We start from the raw sequence: 21,439 nt of genomic DNA, 5'->3' as shown, positions 1-21,439 counted from the left end.
CGGGGGGACATCACCAGTTGCCGGCACCCGGCACGTGGTGCTCGCGTGCGCGGCGGCGCATCAGCAGGTTCAGCCACTCCACCAGCACCGAGAAGCCCATCGCGGCGTAGATGTAGGGCTTGGGCACGTGCACGTCCAGGCCATCGAGGATCAGCACCACGCCGATCAGCAGGATGAAGGCCAGCGCCAGCATCTTCACGGTCGGGTTGGCGTCGATGAAACGGCCCAGCGGGTTGGCGGCCAGCAGCATGACCAGCACCGACATCAGGATGGCCGCGACCATCACCGGGATGTGGTCGGCGATGCCGACGGCGGTGATGACCGAATCCAGCGAGAACACGATGTCGATCACCGCGATCTGCGCGATCACATAGCCGAACACCGCCGAGGCCTTGGTGGTCGAGGGATCTTCATCCTCGCCGCCGGTGATCAGTTCGCGGATCTCCATGAAGCCCTTGATCAGCAGGAACAGGCCACCGACGATCAGCACCAGGTCGCGGATGGAGATGCCCATGCCGGCGATGGTGAACAGGTTGGCCGCCATATGTGCCAGGTAGGCCAGCGAAACCAGCAGCGCGATGCGGGTGATGCAGGCCACGGCGATGCCGAGCTTGCGCGCGAACGGGCGGCGTTCTTCCGGCAGCTTGCTGACCGCGATGGAGATGAACACCAGGTTGTCGATGCCGAGCACGATTTCCAGGGCGCTCAGGGTGAACAGGGTCACCCACGCATTGGGGTCGGCGAGGAACTCAAGGGACATGGAAACTCTTCAGGGCAGTGGGGGAATGGGGCATCAGCCGTAGGCACCGGACAGCAGGTGCGGGACCACGACCAGGCCCCAGCACAGCAGCACGTTCATCATCAGGATGAACACCGCCGCCGACCCCATGTCCTTGGCCCGGCCGGCCAGTTCATGGATCTCGCTGCCATAGCGCTCGATGACCGCTTCGATGGCCGAATTGGCCAGTTCCATGGCCAGCACCAGCAGCATCGAGCCGATCAGCAGCGCGCGCTCGACCGGGGTCTGGCCCAGCCACAGCGCCAGCGGCGCCAGCAGCACCAGCAGGTAGACCTCCAGCCGGAAGGATGACTCGTGCAGCCAGGCCGCGCGCAGGCCCTGCCAGGACCAGCGGGCGGCCTGGAAGATGCGGCGGGGGCCACGGGGCAGGTGACCGAACTGGTCAGCCACGGGCGAAGGTTCCAGCAACGGGGTCGCAGGACAGCGACCGGGCAGGCGCGCGGTTGGGGATCATGGGTACGTGCGATGGACGGATGCCGGCTATTTTGCCACAGGGGGCGGCCCCGGCCCCCAAGCGACCACCTTCGGGCAAGCGCCGCATGCGCGTGCCGGCCTATGATCGGTCCCTGTTTCCCGTTCTGGAGCCGGTCGATGCCCTTCCCTTTCCACCGCTGTGTCCTTGCCGTCAGCCTGCTGGTCGCGCCACTGGCGCAGGCATCGGCCCCGCCGGTCGCGCCGCAGGTACCGGCGCAGGTGTCCAACGTGGCGTGGGAGGGCGACATCGCAGCGTTCCTGAAGGCTGACCAGGCCAGCCCCCCGCCACGGGGCGGCATCGAGTTCGTCGGCAGTTCATCGATCCGCCTGTGGGATTCGCTGGCACGCGACTTCGCCGGCCAGCCGGTCTTCAACCGCGGCTTCGGCGGCTCGGAAGTGCGCGACAGCACCTGGTACGCCGACCGCATCGTCGTGCCCTACGCCCCCTGCAAGGTGTTCTTCTACGCCGGCGACAACGACCTCAACAGTGGCCGTACCCCGGCCCAGGTCCGCGATGACGTGGTGGCCTTCGTGCAGCGCGTGCACCGCGACCTGCCCCGCACGGCGGTGGAATACATCGCGATCAAGCCCAGCCCCTCGCGGGCGCACCTGCTGCCGGGCATCGCCCAGGCCAACACGATGGTCAAGGCCGCCCTGGCGAAACTGCCGCGCACCGGCTACACCGATGTGTACACCCCGATGCTGGGCACCGATGGCAAGCCCGATGCCCGCCTGTTCCGTGAGGACATGCTGCACATGACCCCGGCCGGGTATGCAATCTGGACCAAGGCGCTGGCCCCGAAGGTGCATTGCGATTGAGAGGGCGCGGCCTGATCCACGCATGGCGTGGATCTACCGGAAGATCACCGTCGCTTCGGTGCCCTGCCCCAGCTCGCTGGTCAACGTCACTTTCCAGCCGAAGCGGTCGCACAGCCGGCGCACGATCGACAACCCCAGCCCGGTTCCCTGCGGACGGCTGGGTTCGGCACGGTAGAACGGCTCGAAGGCACGGGCCAGGGCTTCGCTGCTCATGCCGATGCCGGTATCGCGCACGATCACCCGGTCAGCCTGCACGGTCACGTCGATGCGGCCCTCGTCGGTATAGCTGCAGGCATTGCGCACCAGGTTGCTGACCACCACCTGCAGCACACGGGGCGGGGCATGCAGCTGTACCGGCCCGGCGCTGTGCAGGTGCACGCTGACCGGCCGGCTCCCCAGCAGTTCGTTGGCGTTGTCCACCTCGTAACGGACGATCTCGGCCACGTCGAACAGTTCGATCTGCGGTTCCACGTCGGCTTCACGGGCCAGGATCAGGAAGGCATCGATCACCGCTTCCATGTCCCGCCCGGCACGCTGGATGCGCTGCAGGCTGCGGCGCAGGCGCGGGGCCAGGCTGTCATCGCCCAGGGCCATGTCGCTGGCCACGCGGATCACGGTCAGTGGCGTGCGCAGTTCATGGCTGGCATCGCGGGTGAAATTGCGCTCGCGGGCCACATGGGCGCTGACCCGGTTGGCCAGCGAATGCAGGGCCGCGGCCAGCTGGCGGGTCTCGCCCTGCATGTCGGCCGGCAGCTTGTGCGGCTCCAGATCGGCCGCTTCCGGGTGGCCCGGGTCCCAACGCGACACCCTGCGCGCCAGCCAGTTCACCGGCGACACCAGGCGCTTGGACGCACGGTAGGTCACCCAGCTGGCGCCATAGACCGCCAGCAGGGTCAGCAGCACCGGCACGATGCCGAACCAGAACGCCAGCTTTTCCGCCCGCGAACGCATGAACACCAGGTACAGCCGGTTGCCCCCGTGTGCATCCACCAGCACCAGCTGGTCGTCACCGGCCAGTTCATGGAAGCCCGGCTCCAGGCGGCGCAGGCTGGCTGGCAACGCCAGTGCCGAACGCCCGTTTTCCAGCAGGTAGCCGCGGATGTTCTGGGTATTGGGCGGGGGCTGCACGGGCGAAGCCTCGTACAGGGTCCAGAAGTAGGCCGCTTCCTCGTGCAGCGCGGCACTGACCAGGCTGTGCTTGATCACCAGCGATACCAGCCAGGCGCCCAGCAGGATGCCAAGGCTGGCCAGCACCGCTTGCAGGATGAAGGCGATACGTATCTTGCGCGGCAGGCCGTGCGGCATTGCGGAGTCCCGGTCAGAGCGCTGCGATTATAGGCAGCGCACCGTCATCCGGCCGTGCAAGGCGTGCTGCCGGCCCCCGCTGGGGGGCCGGCCCAGGTCCTGGCGCCCTGCCGGCCCGGATCAGGCCATGGGCTGGGCGATGTCGGCAATGCGGTAACCGGCGCTCTGCACGGTGTGCAGCAGCGGGCGGTCGAACGGCTTGTCGATGATCTTGCGCAGGTTGTACAGGTGGCTGCGCAGCGTGTCCGAATCCGGCAGGCCGTTGCCCCAGATCTCACGCTCGATTTCCTGGCGGGTGACCACGCGCGGCGATTCGCGCATCAGGATGGTCAGCAGTCGCAGGCCGATCGGCGAGAGCTGCAGTTCCGTGCCGGCACGGGTGGCGCGCATGCTCACCGGGTCCAGCACCAGATCGGCCACCTTGAGCACTTCCGACCCGACCTGGCGGCGCTCGCGGCGGATCAGGGCCCGCAGGCGGGCTTCCAGTTCCTGGATGGCGAAGGGCTTGGTCAGGTAGTCATCGGCCCCGAAGCCCAGGCCGGTCAGCTTGTCATCCAGCGTGTCGCGCGCGGTCAGCATCAGCACCGGCGTGGACTTGCGGGCATCGTTGCGCAGCCGGCGGCAGACCTCGATGCCGTCCAGGCGCGGCAGCATCAGGTCCAGCACGACGACGTCGTAACTGTTTTCCGCTGCCAGACGGTAGCCGTCCAGGCCATCCTGCGCATAGTCGACCTCGAAGCCTCGGCCTTCCAGGTACTCGCCGATCATCTCGGAGATGTTGCGGTTGTCCTCGACCACCAGCACCAAGCCGGAAGTCTCCTTCGTCTGACGCATGTGATTTCCTCTTACTTCAGCTTTGTGAAACATGCCCCATCGACGGTGGACGCGATGTGAAGCCCGGTCAAGCGGTTGGCCATGGGTTCAGAGCAGGGGCTTGAGCAGGGGCCAGACGTTGTCGAGCACCTTCGGCTGGGCCTGCGCGGTGGGGTGCAGGCCGTCGGCCTGCATCAGCCCCGGCTGCAGGGCCACGCCCTCCAGCAGGAACGGCAGCAGCGGCACGTGGTACTGGCCGGACACGCTGCGGTACACCGCGGCCAGCCGCTGCCGGTAGGCCGGGCCATAGTTGGGCGGCACGTCGATGCCCAGCAGCAGCACCTTGGCGCCGGCCTTCTGGCTGGCCTGCACCATCTTTTCCAGGTTGCCCTGTACCTGGGCCGGGGTCAGCCCGCGCAGGGCATCGTTGCCACCCAGCGCGATCACCACCACGGTGGGCTTCTCCCTGGCCAGCAGGCCCGGCAGCCGGGTCAGCGCGCCGGCGGTGGTTTCCCCGCTCATGCTGGCATTGACGATGGCCGGCGGGGTTTTCGACTGCTGCCTGACCCGCTTGTCCAGCAGGCTCACCCAGCCTGCATCGGCCGGGATATTGTGGGCGGCACTGAGGCTGTCGCCGAGCACCAGCACGGTGCCGGCCTTTCCCGCGGCCGGTGCCAGCGCGGGCAACAGCAGCAGGCCCAGCAGCACCACGAACATCGCGCCGGCTTGCCGGCCCCACCCAGTCACGCGCATTGGAGTCTCCTCATCGACAGCCTGTCCCCCCGCAGCGCACCGGTTGCCATTTCGGTCGACCAGGTCGGCAAGTCCGTGCATGGCCCGGAGGGTGAAGTCCACATACTGGACAACATCAGCCTGACCGTCCATGAAGGCACCAGCGTGGCCATCGTCGGCGCTTCAGGTTCGGGCAAGACCACCCTGCTCGGCCTGCTGGCCGGGCTGGACCTGCCCAGCCATGGCCGCATCACCCTGGCCGGGCAGGCGCTGGACACGCTGGACGAGGAAGCGCGCGCACAGCTGCGCGCGCGCGAGGTCGGCTTCGTGTTCCAGAGCTTCCACCTGCTGCCGGCACTGACGGCTGCCGAAAACGTGGCCCTGCCGCTGGAACTGGCCGGTCGCGAAGATCCCGCGCGGGTGGACGAGGTGCTTGCCGCGGTCGGCCTCGCCCACCGTGCGCGCCACTACCCGCGCCAGCTGTCCGGTGGCGAACAGCAGCGCGTGGCCCTGGCACGGGCCTTCGTCACCCGGCCGCGCATCCTGTTCGCCGACGAACCCACCGGTTCGCTGGACCATGCCACCGGCCAGCAGATCAGCGATCTGCTGTTCGCACTCAATGCCGGCAGCGGCACCACCCTGGTGCTGGTCACCCACGACCTGCGCCTGGCCCAGCGCTGCCAGCACATCCACCGCATCGATGATGGCCGCCTGCTGCCGGCCGAACCGGGAGCCGGCGCATGAACCTGCTGCGGCATGCGTGGCGCGCGCTGCGCCGCGAAGCCCTGGCCGGCGACCTGCTGACCGTCTTCGCCGCCCTGGTACTGGGCGTGGCGGTGATGACCGCGGTGGGTACGCTGGTCAACCGGGTCACCCTGGCGTTGACCAGCAGCGCGGCGGAAATGCTCGGCGGCGACCTGGGCCTGGCCGGGCGTGACGACCCGCCGGCCACCTTCGCCGAGGAAGCCCAGCGCCGGGGCCTGGCCCATACCCGCCTGGCCAGCTTTGGCAGCGTGCTGTTCCAGGGCGACGCCAGCCAGATGGCCAGCATCAAGGCGGTGGAAGCCGGCTACCCGCTGCGTGGCACCCTGCGCGTGCGCAGCGCCCCCGGCGGTGCGCTGATCGCCAACGCCGGTGCGCCGCCGAAGGGCGAGGCCTACGCCGATCCGCGCCTGCTGCAGGCGCTGGGCCTGAAGACCGGTGATGCGCTGGAGTTCGGCGCGGGCAGCCTGCGCATCGCCGGCATCATCGAAGCCGAACCCGATGCGTCCGGTGACCTGCTCACGCTCTCGCCCACCCTGCTGGTCAACCGTGCGGACGTCGATGGCACCGGCCTGCTCGGCCCGGGCAGCCGCATCAACTACCGGCTGATGTTCGCCGGCCCACCGGCGCAGATCGCGGCATTGCGCGAATGGCTGCAGCCGCAGATCAAGGGCATGCGCCTGCTGAGCGTGGATGACACCCAGCGTGGCGTGCGCCAGGCCTTCGACCTGGCCGGGCGCTTCCTCGGCCTGAGCGCGCTTCTGGCGGTGCTGCTGGCCGGCGTGGCCACGGCACTGGCCGCCAACCGCTTCGCCCTGCGCCGCATCGACCAGGTGGCCGTGCTGCGCTGCCTGGGGGCGCGCCAGCGCGACATCCTCGGCGGGCTGGCCCTGCAGCTGCTGATGCTGGCGGTGCCGGCCTGCGCGCTGGGCATCGCCCTGGGCATGGCCGCGCAGGAAGGGCTGGTGCAGGTACTGGGCAGTCTGGTGCCGCAGCGCCTGCCGTTGCCGCAGGCCACCCCGGCCCTGACCGGCGCCGGCATCGGCCTGCTGCTGCTGTTCGGCTTCGGCCTGCCGCCGCTGCTGCGCCTGCGTGGCGTGCCGCCGATGCGCGTGCTCAACCGCTCGTTCGCGGCCCTGCCCCCGGCGTCGCTGCTGGCGTATGTGGCCGCACTGGCGGCCAGCCTGCTGCTGGCCGTGCAGGTCACCGGCGACCTGAAGCTGGCGCTGTGGGTACTGGGCGGCCTGGCCGCGCTGGCCCTGGCTGCCGGCGGCATCGGCTTCCTGCTGCTGCAGCTGATGAAGGGATTGCAGCACCGTCTGCATGGCAACGCCCGGCTGGGCCTGGCCGCCCTCACCCGGCGCCGGCTGCTGGCGGTGATGCAGCTGGTCGGGCTGTCGTTGTCGCTGTGCGCGCTGCTGCTGCTGGCGGTGATCGGCCCCGGCCTGCTGCAGCAGTGGCGTGAGCGCCTGCCGGCCGATACGCCGAACTACTTCCTGATCAACATCCAGCCTGAGCAGCGCGACAGCGTGCAGTCCGCCCTGCGTGGCCTGGGCGCGGCCGATGCCAGCATCGAGCCGATGGCCACCGGCCGCCTGCTGGCGATCAACGGCAAGCCACCGCTGCGCGTGGACCAGGGCGTGACCGGCAACGGCAACGGCCGGCGCGAGGACGATGACGACGAGAACCGGCCGTTGAACTTCAGCTGGCGCAGCACGTTCCCGCCGGCCAACACGCTGCTGGAAGGCCACTTCTGGGATACCGCCAGTACGGCAGCGGAAGCCTCGGTGGAAACCGGCTGGGCCACCCGCTACGGCGCCCACCTGGGCGACCGCATCCGCATCGCGGTGGGCGAGCAGGAACGCGAGTTCACCGTGACCAGCATCCGCAAGGCGGACTGGAACACCTTCCGGCCGAACTTCTTCGTGCTGCTCAACCCCAACGCCGTCGGCGATACCCCGCACAACCTGCTGTCGGCCTTCCACCTGCCGGCGGGCAAGGCGGCCGGGCTGGGCGAGCTGGTCCGCGCACAGCCGAACCTGTCGCTGCTGGACGTGGATGCGGTGATTTCGCAGGTGCGCGATGTGATGGAGCGCGTGGCCCAGGCGGTGCAGCTGGTGATGGTGTTCAGCCTGCTGGCCGGCGTGCTGGTGCTGATGGCGGCACTGCAATCAACTGCCGGCGAGCGCCGCTACGACAGCGCGGTACTGCGCACGCTGGGGGCCACCCGCCGCCAGCTGCGCGGCGCGGTGCTGGTGGAGTTCGGTGCGCTGGGCACGCTGGCGGCACTGCTGGCGGTGGGCGCGGCCGCGCTGATCGGCACCGTGGTGTCGCTGCGGGTGTTCGAGCTGCCGCTGCTGCCGCCCTGGCCCGGCCTGGTGCTGGGCGGGCTGGTGGGCATCGGCCTGAGCCTGCTGGCCGGCTGGTGGGGCACCCGGCGCATCCTGTACACGCCCCCGGCGCTGGCCCTGCGCGAGGCGTAAGGCCAGCGCAGGCACGGCGTGGAGGCGCAGTCCACGCCGTGCCTGCGCAGGACGTGACCGCGCTGCAGGTGTTCGCGGTGTTCTGCGCGCTCCCGAGGTTCAAGGAAGGGAATCATCCACGCATGGCGTGGATCTACCTTGAGCTTCGGCCACACCACCTGCGTGGCGGTGCCGGAATCGCGGCTGCAGCTCCACGCCATGCGTGGATGCACCGGCCGATCACCCTTCCTTCGGCGCCTTTTCCACGTACGTGGCGAAGACCTGGTCGATCTGCGCGTCCTTCACCTTCTTGCCCGACTGGATCGCTTCGGCCTGGGTGAACAACGGGATGATCATCGCCATGCCGTCCAGCTTGGTCTTCAGGTGCACGCCCGGCGCCTGGCCCAGGAAACCGTCCCAGCGCTGGCGCACCTTGGCCCAGTAGCCGGCGGTGGCCTTCCAGTACTCACGGGCCGGGGTGAAATCGACCTCGGTGGTCTTCATGTAGTCGTTGAAGCCGAACTCGCGGGCGATCTCCACCTGGCTGCCGTCGGCATTGCGCTGCACCTTGGTGTTGAACTGTTCGTGGGTCCAGCCGTTCGGGGTCAGCGTGTGGCGGTTGACCACGGCCAGCGCGTTGTAGTCGCTGCGCTTGGTGTACTCGCGGCGCGGCAGCGGGCGCCAGCTCAGATCGCTGGTCCAGGTCGGTACGTTGTTCTCGTACGTCCACCTGCCCGTGCCGCAGTAGCGTGGCGCATCGCTTACCTCGTACACGCACTGGGTCCATGCGCCCTGGTTGAGGGCGGCCGGAACCGTGCGCACCTGCCAGGTCTGGTCGGCGCTGAACTCGAAACGGTTGGGCGCTTCATACACCCAGTCCTGCCGCCAGTGCTTGGTCACATGGCCACTCTTGCCGTCCACCAGCAGGTGCTGCAGGACAATGCGCGTCGGGCTGTCTTCAACCACGATCACCACTTCGTTGCCACCGCTGCGCATGGCCGGGGCACGCTCGTAGCCCGGCTTGAGCAGCACGGTTTCATCGAAGGCGAAATCCACGGTGTACTCGCCCTGCATGGCCAGGATGCTGTCATGGTCGCGGGCGGTGCTGGAGGGCTGGGCGTGGGCCAGGCTGCTGCCGGCAAGCAGCACCATCATCACGCTGGCGGTCTGGAACGTCATCGGGTTTCCTTCGGGGGTCGGTTCATCGGGACGCCATCCGTGGCGCGTCGTTCGTCCTGGGTCGGCCTACAGGTGCACCAGCGGCAGATCGCCGGGGGCGCGCGGCGCCGGGCGGCGGGCCGCCCCGGCACAACAGCAGTCATCCACCGGCAGCTCGCCGTCGGCGCCTTCCAGGCGGGCGATGCGCTGGGCGGTAGCCGCGCCCAGCGATGACAGCGTGGACAGGCTGGCGGCCAGCGTGTCACCGCCATCGGCGGCGTGCAGGCGCAGGGCACACAGGCGCCAGCGCTGCCCGCCCAGGTGGCCGGCCAGGCGCCGCCACAGGCGTTCGCCCACGCTGCTGGCATCGGCCGCATGCTCGGGCCCCGGCGGCAGCGTGGCCACCAGCCGGTCCCAGGCCAGGAAATCGCTGTCCGGCAGCAGGTACAGCCGCCATACGCAACGGCCCCGGGCATCGAGGAAGCACAGGCTTTCGCGCAGGCCCTCGCTGTCCACGCCCTGGCAGGCGTGCACGCGTACCGCCTGCCGCCAGCCCGCCAGTTCACTACCATCGGCGCGGTACAGGCACAGCACCGTGCCCAGCGCCGACAACTGCGATGGCGTCGGCCAGGCAACGCCGGCCGGCGCTGCCGTGGGGGGATGCCTGCGTGCGGACAGGGCGCGGCTCATGGGCTTACCAAGACACGGCCAGGCTGGCCGACAGGGTGCGGCCGGGGCTGCTGAAACGGTCACTCAGCGTGCGGTCGGTGATCAGCCCGGGGGTGATCGCCGACCACTCGATGTAGCGCTTGTCAGCCAGGTTGAACACGCCCACGTTGAAGGTCGCGCCCGGCGCGAAGTTCCAGTGCGCCATCAGGTCGAGCACGCCATAGCCGGCGGGCTGGTACACGCTGGCGGCCGGCGCGTTCGGGTTGGTCTGCACGGCCGGCGGCGGCAGGCGCTTCTTGCGCTGCACGAAGGTGCCGGCCAGTTCCACGCCCCAGGCATCGGCGTCGTAGCTCAGGCCCAGCGTGCCGCGCAGCGGATCGACCGAATCCAGCGGTTCGTCATCGGTGCGGTTGTCACCGCGCGACCAGGCCACCGCGCTGCGCAGGGCCCAGCCCTTCAGCGCGGGGCTGAGTTCGCCGAACTCCACGCCCGCCTTCATCTCGGCACCGTAGATGCGTGCATCGGCGATGTTCTGCGACTGGAACACGATCAGGCCCTGGGCGTTGCGGCCGGTGTTGACGTTGGATTCGATGAAATCCTTGTAGTCGTTGTAGTAGCCACTCAGGCTGACATAGGCGGCCGGTGCGATGAAGCGCAGGCCCAGTTCATAGCCATCGCTGGTTTCCGGCTTCAGGTCCGGGTTGGCGATGGCCGTGTAGCCGAAGGCCACGTTGGTCAGGCCGATGTTGACGTCGTTGTACGGCGGCGAGCGGAAACCGTGCGCATAGCCGGCGAACAGCGACCACTGGTCGGCGAAGCGCCAGACCATGCCCAGCTTCGGCGACACGCTGGTCTTCTTCAGCTGCGCCACGGCCAGGCCGGGATTGTCCTGGGCGAAGATGCTGTCCACGTCGGGCTTGAGCTCGTAGCGGTCCACGCGCACGCCGGGCACCAGCGACAGCTTGCCGCCGGCCAGGCGCATCTCATCCTGTGCGTACAGGCCCAGTTCGGTGGTCGTGGTGATCGGGAAATCGCGCACCGGGAAGGCGTCGGGGGTGACGGTGGTGCTGACCACGCCGGTGCTGCTGACCTGGTAGCCATCGCGTTTCTGGCGGATCTCGGTGCGGGTGCCTTCAAACCCATAGGTCAGCGCATGGTCCACGCTGCCGGTGGTGAAGGCCTTGTTGAGCTGGGCCTGCAGGCCATAGGCACGCTGGTCGAAGGAAAACACACGGTGGCGGCGGCTGCCATCGGTGCGCTTCTCGTCGGTCTGCTGGCGGGTCTGGCTGTTCTGCGTGTAGACCTGCCAGTACAGGCTGTCGGCGAACGGCTGGTCCAGCGCGTCGATCTCATGGGCCAGCGACAGGCGGGTGCGGTCCTGCGTGTCATGCGCCTTCATGCCGCTGGTCAGGGGCGCGCGCGGCGTCGGCACCGCGGTGGAAATCGCCGACAGCACATCGGTGTCGGTGGTGTCTTCGTTGCGTTCGGCGGTCAGGCGGAAGCGCTGGGTATCGCTGGGCGCATAGACCAGCTTGGCAAGCACGCTGCGGCCATCGCGGTCCTGCGGGTTGGGCGCGGTGCGGCGGTCGTTGTCCACGCGCACGTCACCCTTGTTGACCGTTTCCTGGCCCTGGCGGTGGTTGACGTTGACCAGGCCGCTCCAGTGCTCGCCCCCGAAGGCCCCGGTGGCACCGCCCAGCAGGCCCTTCCACTGGCCGTCATAACCGAACTTCAGGCCAACGTAGCTGTCCTTGCCGTCCTTGAGGTAATCGGCCGGGTCCTTGGTGACGAAGGCAACCACCCCACCGAGCGCGTCGGAGCCGTACAGCGAACTGGCCGGGCCACGCACGATTTCCACGCGCTTGAGGGTGTCCAGGTCGGTGAAGTTGCGGTTGGCATTGGAGAACGCACCGATGTCGAAGCTGGTCGGCATGGCGATGCCGTCGGTCTGGATGCGTACGCGGTTGCCCTGCAGGCCGCGGATGCGGATGCCGTTGAGGCCGAAACGGGTCGCGCTGCTGGTCACCGACAGGCCCGGCTCGTAGCGCACCAGGTCCTTCAGGTCCTGCACCAGGTGCCGGTCCATCTGCTCGCGGTCGATCACATCCACCGTGGCGGCCACATCGCTGACCGCACGTTCGGTGCGGGTCGCGGTGACCTGCACGCGATCGATGTCGCGCGTGGTGTCAGGCACGACGGCGGCATCCGGGGCGGCGTGGGCGGCCAGCGGAAGAGACAGGGACAGGGCAACGGACAGGGCGGTAGGACGGGTCATGGGCTCGATCAGGCAGGAGACCCCCGGCAACCGGCACGCCCATGGGAGGGCATGCAGGAATACCGAGGGGGAGAGAAAGGTGCGGTGGCCGCCTGCCCTGCCGGCAGGGCCGGCAGCAGGGAGGGAGGAGGCGACCGGACCGCAGTTACTTGGTCAGGATCAGCTTGTCGTTGCTGGTATGCCGCAGGCGGTAGAAACGGTCGCCATGCTGGATCAGGATTTCGCGGCGGCCCTTGAGCAGGGCTTCGCTGTCGATGACCTCTTCGGGCGGAACGACGCGGACAGGGCGATCGCGCAGGGTCAGCGTTTCGGGGCGCAGCAGTACAGGTTGAGCGTTCATGTGCATCTGGACTCGTGCGAGGGACGAGTCAAATGATAATGATTCTCAGTTGACAATCAACAACCATTCTCAAATTGATCGATGAGATTAATAATCGAATTTGCAAATTCGATAGACTCAGACTATCAAAAAGGGATCAGCGGGATCGGGAAAGGCCCATCCACGCCTGGCGTGGGTCCATCGCGGGCCCTGGCCGATCAGACGAAGGCGGATTCGACCTGGTGCCAGGCCGCTTCGTCCAGCTGCGCCAGGACTTCCAGTGCCTGCAGGTTCTGCAGCAGCTGCGCCACGCGGCTGGCACCGAGGATCACGCTGGAGACGTTCGGATTGCGCAGGCACCAGGCAATGGCCAGGGTTGCCGGGGGCTGGCCCAGCACGCGGGCGGCCTCGGTGAAACGCCGCACCTGCGCCAACCGGCGTTCGGCGTCACCGCCCAGCACCAGTTCCTGCAGCCAGCCCATGCCTCCCCGGCCCAGCCGGGCATCGGCCGGCATGCCGTCGTTGTACTTGCCGGTCAGCAGGCCCGAGGCCAGCGGGGAAAAGATGGTGGTGCCCAGCCCGGCGCCCGCGTACAGCGGCGCGTACTCCTGCTCCACCCGGTGGCGGTGCAGCAGGTTGTACTGCGGCTGCTCCATCGACGGCCCCTGCCAGCCATGCTGGCGGGCGATGTCCAGCGCCTGCTGGATCTGCGTGGCCGACCATTCGGAGGTGCCCCAGTACAGCACCTTGCCCTGCCGCACCAGGGTGTCCATGGCATGCACGGTTTCGGCGATCGGCGCGTCCGGGTCGGGGCGATGGCAATAATAAAGGTCAAGGTAGTCCACCCGCAGGCGCCGCAGCGCCGCGTGGCAGGCGTCGGTGACGTGCTTGCGCGACAGGCCGCGCTGGGTCGGGCGCGGGTCGCCGGCGCTGCCGAAGAACACCTTGCTGGATACGCAGTAACCGTCGCGCGGCAGGCGCAGGTCGGCGATCACATCGCCCATCACCTGCTCGGCACGGCCCTGGGCATAGCCCTCGGCGTTGTCGAAGAAGTTCACGCCATGGTCCCAGGCCGCCGCCACCAGGTTGCGGGCCTCGTCGCGGGGAATCTGGTCACCGAAGGTCACCCAGGCCCCGAAGGACAGGGCCGACAACGGCAGGCCGGTGGAGCCCAGACGACGGTAGAGCATGCGATTCTCCCTGCTGCAGGCCCGCATCCGGGCCGGAATGAGGCGGCCATTCTACCCGCCCCGGCCCCCGCAACCCCTTGCCGTTGCTCGCCTGATCGGTACCGATGGCCACCGCAGGGTGGCTTTTTCTTGCCCCGGCCCCGGCCCTGCACTAGGCTTCCCGTTTTTCGCGGCGCCCCAGGGGAGTCACATGGTCGAAGGTTTGGGTAGGATCGGCTTCGGCCTGTTCGGGTTGGCGGTGCTGATCGGCATCACCTGGTTGTTCTCCAACAACAAGCGCGCGGTGGACTGGAAGCTGGTCGTCACCGGCATCACCCTGCAGATCGCGTTCGCCGCGCTGGTGATCCTGGTGCCGGGCGGCCGCGACGTGTTCGATGCGCTGGGCCATGGCTTCGTGAAGGTGCTGAGCTTCGTCAACGAAGGCTCCGGCTTCATCTTCGGCTCGCTGATGGACACCAAGAACTACGGGTTCATCTTCGCCTTCCAGGTGCTGCCGACCATCATCTTCTTCTCGGCGCTGATGGGGGTGATGTACCACCTGAACATCATGCAGGCCGTGGTGCGCGTGATGGCCTGGGCGATCACCAAGGTGATGCGCGTGTCCGGTGCGGAAACCACCAGCGTCTGCGCCAGCGTGTTCATCGGCCAGACCGAGGCACCGCTGACCGTGCGCCCGTACATCGCCAAGATGACCCAGTCCGAGCTGCTGACCATGATGATCGGCGGCATGGCGCACATCGCCGGCGGCGTGCTGGCCGCCTACGTGGGCATGCTCGGTGGTGGCGACCCGGTGCAGCAGGCGTTCTACGCCAAGCACCTGCTGGCCGCCAGCATCATGGCCGCCCCGGCCACCCTGGTCGTGGCCAAGCTGCTGATCCCGGAAACCGGCACCCCGCTGACCCGCGGCACGGTCAAGATGGAAGTGGAGAAGACCTCCAGCAACATCATCGATGCGGCCGCGGCCGGCGCCGGCGACGGCCTGAAGCTGGCGCTGAACATCGGTGCGATGCTGCTGGCCTTCATCGCCCTGATCGCCCTGCTCAACGCCCCGCTGACCTGGCTGGGCGACGTGACCGGCCTGGCGGCCGCGATCGGCAAGCCGACCAACCTGTCCACGATCTTCGGCTACGTGCTGGCCCCGATCGCCTGGGTCATCGGTACGCCGTGGGTCGACGCCACCACCGTCGGCTCGCTGATCGGCCAGAAGGTGGTCATCAACGAATTCGTCGCGTATACCGAACTGTCGCAGATCGTGAACGGCCAGGTGCCGGGCATGACCCTCTCCAACGAGGGCCGCCTGATCGCCACCTACGCGCTGTGCGGCTTTGCCAACTTCAGCTCGATCGCCATCCAGATCGGTGGCATCGGCGGGCTGGCACCGGAACGTCGCCATGACCTGGCCAAGTTCGGCCTGCGCGCCGTGCTGGGCGGTACCATTGCCACGTTCATGACGGCGACCATTGCCGGCGTGCTGACGCATTTCAGCTGAACCCGTTTTGCTTGAGAACAGATCCCCTATGAGCAGTGTCGTCGTCGTCGGTTCCTTCAATGTCGATCACGTGTGGCGGTGCGAGTCGCTGCCCGCACCGGGCGCGACCATTGCCGGCCGCTACAGCACCGGACCCGGTGGCAAGGGCTTCAACCAGGCCGTGGCCGCCCGTCGTGCCGGCGCGCAGACCACCTTCGTCTGCGCGCTCGGCGATGACGCCGGTGGCGCGATGGCCCGTGGCCTGGCCGCCCAGGACCAGTTCGACCTGATCGCCGAAGCCAGCAGCGAACCCACCGGCACCGGCGGCATCTATGTCGATGCCCGTGGCCGCAACACCATCGTGATCGGCCCGGGTGCCAATGCCGCGCTCAGCACCGGCTTCGTGGCCGGGCAGCAGTCGCTGCTGGCAGGTGCGACGGTGGTGCTGGCGCAGCTGGAATCGCCGGTGGAAACCATCGAGGCTGCGCTGGCCGCCGCGCGCGAAGCCGGTGCCACCACCGTGCTCAACGCGGCCCCGGCCGACGCGCCGTCCAGCATCGGCCTGCTGAAGCTGGCCGACGTGCTGACCCCGAACGAGACCGAGTTCGTCGCCCTGCTCGGCCGCCATGTCGGTGAACGCGTGAACGCCGACGACGTGGCCGCCCTGGACGGCGCCAGCCTGCATGCGCTGTGCCGCAAGCTGGTCGGCAACGGCACCGTGGTGGTGACCCTGGGGTCGGTGGGCGTGTTCGTGTCGCACGCCGAGGAGAACCTGCGCGGCGACACCCAGCCGTACTACCGCGTGGGCGCCGAACAGGTCCAGGCCATCGACACCACCGGTGCCGGCGATGCCTTCAACGGCGCGCTGGTCGCGTCCATCGCGCAGGCACCGGAGGCTCCGTTCGCCCGCCACGTGCGTTTTGCCAACCAGTTCGCCGGCCGTTCCACCGAAAAGGAAGGCGCTGCCGCAGCCATGCCGCACTTCACCCCGGCCGACGTGGAAGCCAAATAAATCCGCGCCCTGCGTGGATGAACAAGCCCGGGCATGCAGATGCCCGGGCTTTTTAATGCCTTCGGTCCACCCGTGGCGTGGATCTACGGCCAGCGCCGCAGCATCAGCCCAGCCCAGCCCAGCCCAGCCGCCCACCATGACCGCCCCGTGGGGGCGACGGAAGCAACCCTCAAGCATCTGCTGATGCCGGTACGGCATATGCCCCGTCCGGATCGGCCTGAACCGGGCCGCCGCTGGCAGCGCCCTGCCAGCGGCGGCGGCCTACAATGGGCGCATGCAGATCGGCCCGTACACCATTGCCCCCAACGTCGTGCTGGCGCCCATGGCCGGCGTCACCGACAAGCCCTTCCGCCTGCTGTGCAAACGGCTGGGCGCGGGCCTGGCCGCCTCGGAGATGACCATTTCCGACCCGCGCTTCTGGAACACCCGCAAGTCCATCCACCGCATGGACCATGCCGGCGAGCCGGCCCCGATCAGCGTGCAGATCGCCGGCACCGAGCCGCAGCAGCTGGCCGAGGCCGCCCGCTACAACGTCGACCACGGCGCGCAGATCATCGACATCAACATGGGCTGCCCGGCCAAGAAGGTCTGCAACGCCTGGGCCGGATCGGCGCTGATGCGCGACGAAGCCCTGGTCGCGCGCATCCTGGAAGCGGTGGTGAAGGCGGTGGACGTGCCGGTTACCCTGAAGATACGTACCGGCTGGGACTGCGACCACCGCAACGGCCCGGTCATCGCCCGCATCGCCGAGGACAGCGGCATCGCTGCACTGGCCGTGCATGGCCGCACCCGCGACCAGCATTACACCGGCCAGGCCGAGTACGCGACCATCGGCGAGATCAAGGCGGCGCTGCGCATTCCGGTACTGGCCAACGGCGATATCGACTCGCCGCGCAAGGCCGCGCAGGTGCTGGCGCAGACCGGCGTGGATGCGGTGATGATCGGCCGCGCCGCGCAGGGCCGCCCGTGGATCTTCCGCGAGGTCGCCCACTTCCTGGCCACCGGCGAGGAACTGCCGCCGCCGTCGCTGGCCGAGGTCCGCGACATCCTGCTCGGCCACCTGCACGGCCTGCATGCGTTCTATGGCGAGGAACAGGGCGTGCGCATCGCGCGCAAGCACCTGGGCTGGTACGCCAAGGACCGGCCGGAGAATGCCGCCTTCCGCGCGGTGGTCAACCGCGCCGAGGATGCCGCCAGCCAGGTCGCGCTGACCACCCGGTATTTCGATGGCCTGATCGCCGGGGAACCGGCGATGCCGACCGCCGCCTGAGAACACTCCGTCCAGCGCATGCCGCCTGCAGCAGCCTGCCTGGAGCATCCCGTCGAGCACGCTCGACGCTACACGAGCCCGCCATGACCCCGCCGATCTCCTCCCCGACCTACCTGCATGGGTTCTCCGGCACCGAACAGCAGCGCCTGGTGACCCAGGCCCGCCTGCTGGAATCGTCCATCTTCGGCCAGATCGACTACAGCGGCGCACGCCGCCTGCTGGAAGTGGGCAGCGGCGTGGGCGCACAGACCGAAATCCTGCTGCGCCGCTTCCCCGAACTGCACGTCACCGGCGTGGACCTGAGCGAGGCACAGCTGGCCACCGCCCGCGAGAACCTGCAGAAGACCCCGTGGTGCAGCGACCGCTACACCCTGCAGCAGGCCGATGCCGGCGAACTGCCCTTCGAGGCCCGCAGCTTCGATGCCGCCTTCCTGTGCTGGGTGCTGGAACACGTGCCGTCGCCGGCGCGCGTGCTCAGCGAAGTGCGCCGCGTGCTGGCCCCGGGCTCGCCGGTCTACATCACCGAAGTGATGAACGCCTCGTTCCTGCTCGATCCGTATTCGCCGCATATCTGGCGCTACTGGATGGCCTTCAATGATTTCCAGTACGACCATGGCGGCGACCCGTTCGTCGGTGCCAAGCTGGGCAACCTGCTGCTGGCCGGCGGCTTCCGCGATGTGCATACCCAGATCAAGACCATCCACCTGGACAACCGCGAGCCGGCACGGCGCAAGACCATGATCGCGTTCTGGGAACAGCTGCTGCTGTCGGCGGCCGACCAGCTGCTGCAGGCCGGTGCGGTGGACCTGGAAACCGTGGAAGGCATGCGCCGCGAATTCCGCCTGGTGCAGAACGATCCCAACGCGGTGTTCTTCTATTCCTTCGTGCAGGGGCGGGCCACGGTGTACTGACCGCGCGGCAGCGGCGAGGCCGGGCGGCACAAGGTAGAATCGGCCGCGGCCCGGCGCCTGCTGTGGCGTCCTCCGGTCCTGCCCGGATGTCCTTCCCTGCGAGTGCCCGCCATGCCCCAAGGCAGTCCGTTGCCTTTCACCGCCCCCGACAGCGGCCTGCCCCATGGCCTCAGCCGCCGCCAGAGGGGCATTGGCCTGGCAATCATCGCCGTGCTGTGCGTGCTGTATGTCGGGTTCGCGCTGACCCCTTCCTCCTACGCGCTGGCCTTTGATTACCTGGGCCTGCCCGCGCAGGAACCGCTGCTGGGCAGCGCGCGGCTGATCCGCTCCGACGAATGGATGGTCTACACGCCTTACGTGCAGATCGCCGTGGCCAATGATTTCGGGCAGGTCAACGCCCACTCGCCGTACCACGAGGTGCTGCGCACCTTCCAGGCGCTGCCGCTGCGGGACTGGGGCCTGCTGTTCAAGCCCTACCACTGGGCCTTCATGCTGTTGCCGGCGGCCAATGCGTATTCGTTCTTCTTCCTGTTCATGGCCCTGGCCTTCGTGGCCGGCTGGGCCCTGTTCCTGCGCCAGCTGCGGCTGCCGCCCCTGGCGGCAGTACTGCTCTCGCTGACGTTGTTCTTCTCCCCGTTCGTCCAGGTCTGGTGGACCAGCAATGCCGGCGCCTTCGCCCTGGCCCCCTGGGGGGCCGTTGCCTGGCTGGGCATCGGCAACCGCTGGCTGCGGATTGCTGCCAGTGCCTACGCGCTGGCGGTGTGGCTGCTGGCAGTGGCCTATCCGCCGTTCATCCTGTCCAGCGTCCTGGCCATGGGCGTGCTGGTGCTGGCCTTCCGGCGCGATGCCCTGACACTGCCGCGCCTGGTCGATGCCATCGTCGCCGGGGCCTTGGCCCTGGCGGTGTTCGTCGGCTACTTCCACGCCATCATCGGCATCGTCCAGAACACGGTCTATCCCGGTCGCCGCGAAAGTGCCGGCGGTGGCGTCAGCGCGATCAGCCTGCTGGCCCATTGGCTGCCCAACCTGATGACCTACCGGTACGACCCGCTGCCGGCGTTCAAGCCCTCCAACGCCTGCGAAATCGCCGTGTTCAGCAGCCTGCTGCCGCTGTTGACCGCCGTGCTGGCCGACCACCGCCGGCTGCAGCAGTGGGCGCGGGCCAACACCACGACGGTGTCGATCTTCCTGGCGGGCACCGCCTTCATCGCCTGCTGGATCTTCCTGCCGGTGCCGCTGGCAGTCGGCAAGGCCACCGGGCTGTACATGGTCCCGCCCAGCCGTGCTCTGCTGGCCTTCGGCCTGCTGCTGACCATCGGCTGCGCCCTTGCCCTGTTCCACGGCGGGGTGCGCCTGGACCGCGCACGCCTGTGGAGCGTGCTGGCCTTGCTGCTGGCTGGCAGCCTGGCCAAGTTCGCCTTCGGCCAGGGCAGCGTCAGCCGCCTGCACAGTGCCGCCGATGCATGGCCCTACCTGTGCCTGGCCCTGCTGGCGTTCGCGGCTACGCGCCCGCAACTGGCCTCCCGGGCACTGACGGTGGTGCTGGCCGTGGCGTGCCTGGGCAACCTGCTGGCCACGGGGCTGTTCAATCCCGTGCAATCGGCCCGCCCGATCTTCGCCGTGGACCGCGCCGCAGTGCTGGCATCACTGCAGCAGAAACAGGCCGCGTTCACGCCCGATGGCGTGCTGGTGGCTGACGGGCACTACGGTGCACTGCTGCCGGGTATCGGCATTCCTGCCGTCAACCACGTGTTGTACCTGCCCCAGCTGGACTACTTCCACCGGCACTTCCCGGCCATGCCGGACAACGACTTCGATTTCACCTTCAACCGCTTCGCACACATCGCCGTTTCACGCACCGATGCCCCCGTCGTGGACGCCGATGTGGTGCGCCTGCCCGCAGCGACGATGCTGGCCGGTCCGCCACCAGCGGCCCCCTGTGCGGCAGCACCGTGCGCCGCGCGCCCCCAGCAGGACTGAACACATGCCCCTGGCCAACGCCAACATGGACGCACCGCCGAAAATCGCCGTCATCATTCCCTGCTACAAGGTGACCCGCCATGTCCTGGGCGTACTGGCGGCGATCGACGCGTCCGTGACCGCCATCTACTGCGTCGACGATGCCTGCCCGGAAGGCAGCGGCGCGCTGGTCCAGGCCCAGGCGCAGGACCCGCGCATCACCGTGCTGTTCCATGAGGTGAACCGCGGCGTGGGCGGCGCGATCAAGACCGGCTACCGGGCCGCCATCGCCGATGGCATGGACATCCTGGTCAAGGTCGATGGCGACGGGCAGATGGACCCGGCCCTGCTGATGGACTTCGTCGCACCCATCGCCGACGGCCAGGCCGATTACACCAAGGGCAACCGCTTCTGGAACCTGACCCACATCCGGCGCATGCCACCGCTGCGGCGGGTGGGCAACCTGCTGCTGTCGTTCATGACCAAGGCCTCCTCCGGCTACTGGCAGGTGTTCGACCCGACCAACGGCTACACCGCCATCCACGCGCGGGTGGCCAGCCACCTCAAGCTCGACGCCATCAGCGACCGCTATTTCTTCGAGACCGACATGCTGTTCCGGCTCAACACGGTGCGCGCGGTGGTGCAGGACGTGGCGATGGATGCCCGTTACGCCGATGAGACCAGCAACCTGCGCATCAGCCGCATCCTGGGCGAGTTCGCGTTCAAGCACGCACGCAACACGCTCAAGCGCATCGGCTACAACTATTTCCTGCGCGACCTGTCCATCGCTTCGCTGGAACTGATCGCCGGCAGCGTGCTGCTGGGCTTCAGCGCGGTGTTCGGCCTGTACCACTGGACGCAGTCGGCCGCGGCGGACGTCGCCACGCCGGTGGGCACCATCATGATCGCCACGGTGGCCCTGATCTCCGGCCTGCAGTTCCTGCTGGCCTTCGTCGGCTTCGACATCGCCAGCGTGCCGCGCCAGGTGCTGCACCGTTCCATCAAGGTCAACCGGCAGCCCGCCGGCTGACCCGCGCAGGCG

19 protein-coding genes are annotated in these 21,439 nt (G+C 68.5%); 9 read left to right on the top strand and 10 right to left on the bottom strand.

The features are described 5' to 3' along the window. Positions 1 to 10: 10 nt before the first annotated feature. Positions 11 to 760 (bottom strand): TerC family protein, encoded by a 750-nt coding sequence (locus Q9R17_RS11670; RefSeq protein ID WP_308154809.1) that lies wholly within the window; start codon positions 758 to 760, stop codon positions 11 to 13. A gap of 33 nt (positions 761 to 793) precedes the next feature. Beyond that, the gene (locus Q9R17_RS11665; protein WP_308154808.1) at positions 794 to 1,189 is read right to left on the bottom strand and encodes a diacylglycerol kinase; all 396 of its coding nucleotides are present in this window, start codon (positions 1,187 to 1,189) and stop codon (positions 794 to 796) included. 201 nt (positions 1,190 to 1,390) lie between these two features. On the opposite strand from Q9R17_RS11665, the gene Q9R17_RS11660 reads away from it, so the two are divergent. Further along, positions 1,391 to 2,092 (top strand): SGNH/GDSL hydrolase family protein, encoded by a 702-nt coding sequence (locus Q9R17_RS11660; protein ID WP_308154807.1) that lies wholly within the window; start codon positions 1,391 to 1,393, stop codon positions 2,090 to 2,092. Between the two features lie 33 nt (positions 2,093 to 2,125). Here Q9R17_RS11660 and Q9R17_RS11655 read toward each other — a convergent pair whose 3' ends face one another. The 3 genes from Q9R17_RS11655 to Q9R17_RS11645 all read right to left on the bottom strand — a co-directional run bounded on the left by Q9R17_RS11655 (position 2,126) and on the right by Q9R17_RS11645 (position 4,963). Beyond that, complete coding sequence (locus Q9R17_RS11655; protein ID WP_308154806.1) at positions 2,126 to 3,397, bottom strand: HAMP domain-containing sensor histidine kinase; 1,272 nt, start codon at positions 3,395 to 3,397, stop codon at positions 2,126 to 2,128. 120 nt (positions 3,398 to 3,517) lie between these two features. Continuing rightward, the gene (locus Q9R17_RS11650) at positions 3,518 to 4,231 is read right to left on the bottom strand and encodes a response regulator transcription factor (RefSeq protein WP_002811889.1); all 714 of its coding nucleotides are present in this window, start codon (positions 4,229 to 4,231) and stop codon (positions 3,518 to 3,520) included. Between the two features lie 87 nt (positions 4,232 to 4,318). Next, positions 4,319 to 4,963 carry an arylesterase gene (locus tag Q9R17_RS11645; RefSeq protein ID WP_308154805.1) on the bottom strand — a complete coding sequence of 215 codons (645 nt, stop codon included), beginning with the start codon at positions 4,961 to 4,963 and terminating at the stop codon, positions 4,319 to 4,321. 75 nt (positions 4,964 to 5,038) lie between these two features. Here Q9R17_RS11645 and Q9R17_RS11640 point away from each other — a divergent pair, with 75 nt between their 5' ends. Together Q9R17_RS11640 and Q9R17_RS11635 are read left to right on the top strand one after the other, a co-directional pair. Then, positions 5,039 to 5,686 (top strand): ATP-binding cassette domain-containing protein, encoded by a 648-nt coding sequence (locus tag Q9R17_RS11640; protein ID WP_308154804.1) that lies wholly within the window; start codon positions 5,039 to 5,041, stop codon positions 5,684 to 5,686. After that, positions 5,683 to 8,187, top strand: a complete 2,505-nt coding sequence (locus Q9R17_RS11635) for an FtsX-like permease family protein (RefSeq protein ID WP_308154803.1) — start codon at positions 5,683 to 5,685, stop codon at positions 8,185 to 8,187. The genes Q9R17_RS11640 and Q9R17_RS11635 overlap by 4 nt, the downstream gene beginning before the upstream one ends. 219 nt (positions 8,188 to 8,406) lie before the next feature. On the opposite strand, the gene Q9R17_RS11630 is transcribed toward Q9R17_RS11635, so the two are convergent. The 5 genes from Q9R17_RS11630 to Q9R17_RS11610 form a co-directional block, all read right to left on the bottom strand. Next, complete coding sequence (locus tag Q9R17_RS11630; RefSeq protein WP_308154802.1) at positions 8,407 to 9,345, bottom strand: DUF6607 family protein; 939 nt, start codon at positions 9,343 to 9,345, stop codon at positions 8,407 to 8,409. Positions 9,346 to 9,411: 66 nt separating this feature from the next. Next, positions 9,412 to 10,014, bottom strand: coding sequence for a Hemin transport protein (locus Q9R17_RS11625; protein ID WP_308154801.1), 603 nt, complete (start codon positions 10,012 to 10,014; stop codon positions 9,412 to 9,414). A 4-nt stretch (positions 10,015 to 10,018) separates the two neighbouring features. Then, positions 10,019 to 12,268: a TonB-dependent hemoglobin/transferrin/lactoferrin family receptor gene (locus Q9R17_RS11620; RefSeq protein WP_308154800.1), complete on the bottom strand. Its 2,250-nt coding sequence runs from the start codon at positions 12,266 to 12,268 to the stop codon at positions 10,019 to 10,021. A 145-nt stretch (positions 12,269 to 12,413) separates the two neighbouring features. Next, the gene (locus Q9R17_RS11615; protein WP_005412278.1) at positions 12,414 to 12,608 is read right to left on the bottom strand and encodes a hemin uptake protein HemP; all 195 of its coding nucleotides are present in this window, start codon (positions 12,606 to 12,608) and stop codon (positions 12,414 to 12,416) included. 197 nt (positions 12,609 to 12,805) lie between these two features. Further along, positions 12,806 to 13,777: an aldo/keto reductase gene (locus Q9R17_RS11610; protein WP_308154799.1), complete on the bottom strand. Its 972-nt coding sequence runs from the start codon at positions 13,775 to 13,777 to the stop codon at positions 12,806 to 12,808. A gap of 190 nt (positions 13,778 to 13,967) precedes the next feature. Between Q9R17_RS11610 and Q9R17_RS11605 the strand changes: the two genes are divergently transcribed. The 6 genes from Q9R17_RS11605 to Q9R17_RS11580 all read left to right on the top strand — a co-directional run bounded on the left by Q9R17_RS11605 (position 13,968) and on the right by Q9R17_RS11580 (position 21,427). After that, positions 13,968 to 15,266, top strand: coding sequence for a nucleoside transporter C-terminal domain-containing protein (locus Q9R17_RS11605; protein ID WP_308154798.1), 1,299 nt, complete (start codon positions 13,968 to 13,970; stop codon positions 15,264 to 15,266). A gap of 28 nt (positions 15,267 to 15,294) precedes the next feature. Continuing rightward, entirely contained in the window at positions 15,295 to 16,257 is a 963-nt protein-coding gene (locus tag Q9R17_RS11600) for a ribokinase (RefSeq protein WP_308154797.1), read from the top strand. Between the two features lie 274 nt (positions 16,258 to 16,531). Further along, a complete protein-coding gene (dusB, locus tag Q9R17_RS11595; RefSeq protein WP_308154796.1) occupies positions 16,532 to 17,527 on the top strand; it encodes a tRNA dihydrouridine synthase DusB in 996 nt (331 codons plus the stop codon). An 83-nt stretch (positions 17,528 to 17,610) separates the two neighbouring features. Next, complete coding sequence (locus Q9R17_RS11590; RefSeq protein ID WP_308154795.1) at positions 17,611 to 18,438, top strand: class I SAM-dependent methyltransferase; 828 nt, start codon at positions 17,611 to 17,613, stop codon at positions 18,436 to 18,438. Positions 18,439 to 18,549: 111 nt separating this feature from the next. Continuing rightward, positions 18,550 to 20,418 carry a hypothetical protein gene (locus Q9R17_RS11585; RefSeq protein ID WP_308154794.1) on the top strand — a complete coding sequence of 623 codons (1,869 nt, stop codon included), beginning with the start codon at positions 18,550 to 18,552 and terminating at the stop codon, positions 20,416 to 20,418. A 4-nt stretch (positions 20,419 to 20,422) separates the two neighbouring features. Then, positions 20,423 to 21,427, top strand: a complete 1,005-nt coding sequence (locus Q9R17_RS11580) for a glycosyltransferase (RefSeq protein WP_308154793.1) — start codon at positions 20,423 to 20,425, stop codon at positions 21,425 to 21,427. Positions 21,428 to 21,439: the final 12 nt, after the last annotated feature.

The sequence above is a fragment of the Stenotrophomonas sp. 24(2023) genome (genome assembly GCF_030913365.1).
In the GTDB taxonomy this organism is placed as follows: Bacteria; Pseudomonadota; Gammaproteobacteria; order Xanthomonadales; family Xanthomonadaceae; genus Stenotrophomonas.
Note: the sequence above shows the minus strand (reverse complement) of the source record. Positions and strands in the feature narration are given on the sequence as shown.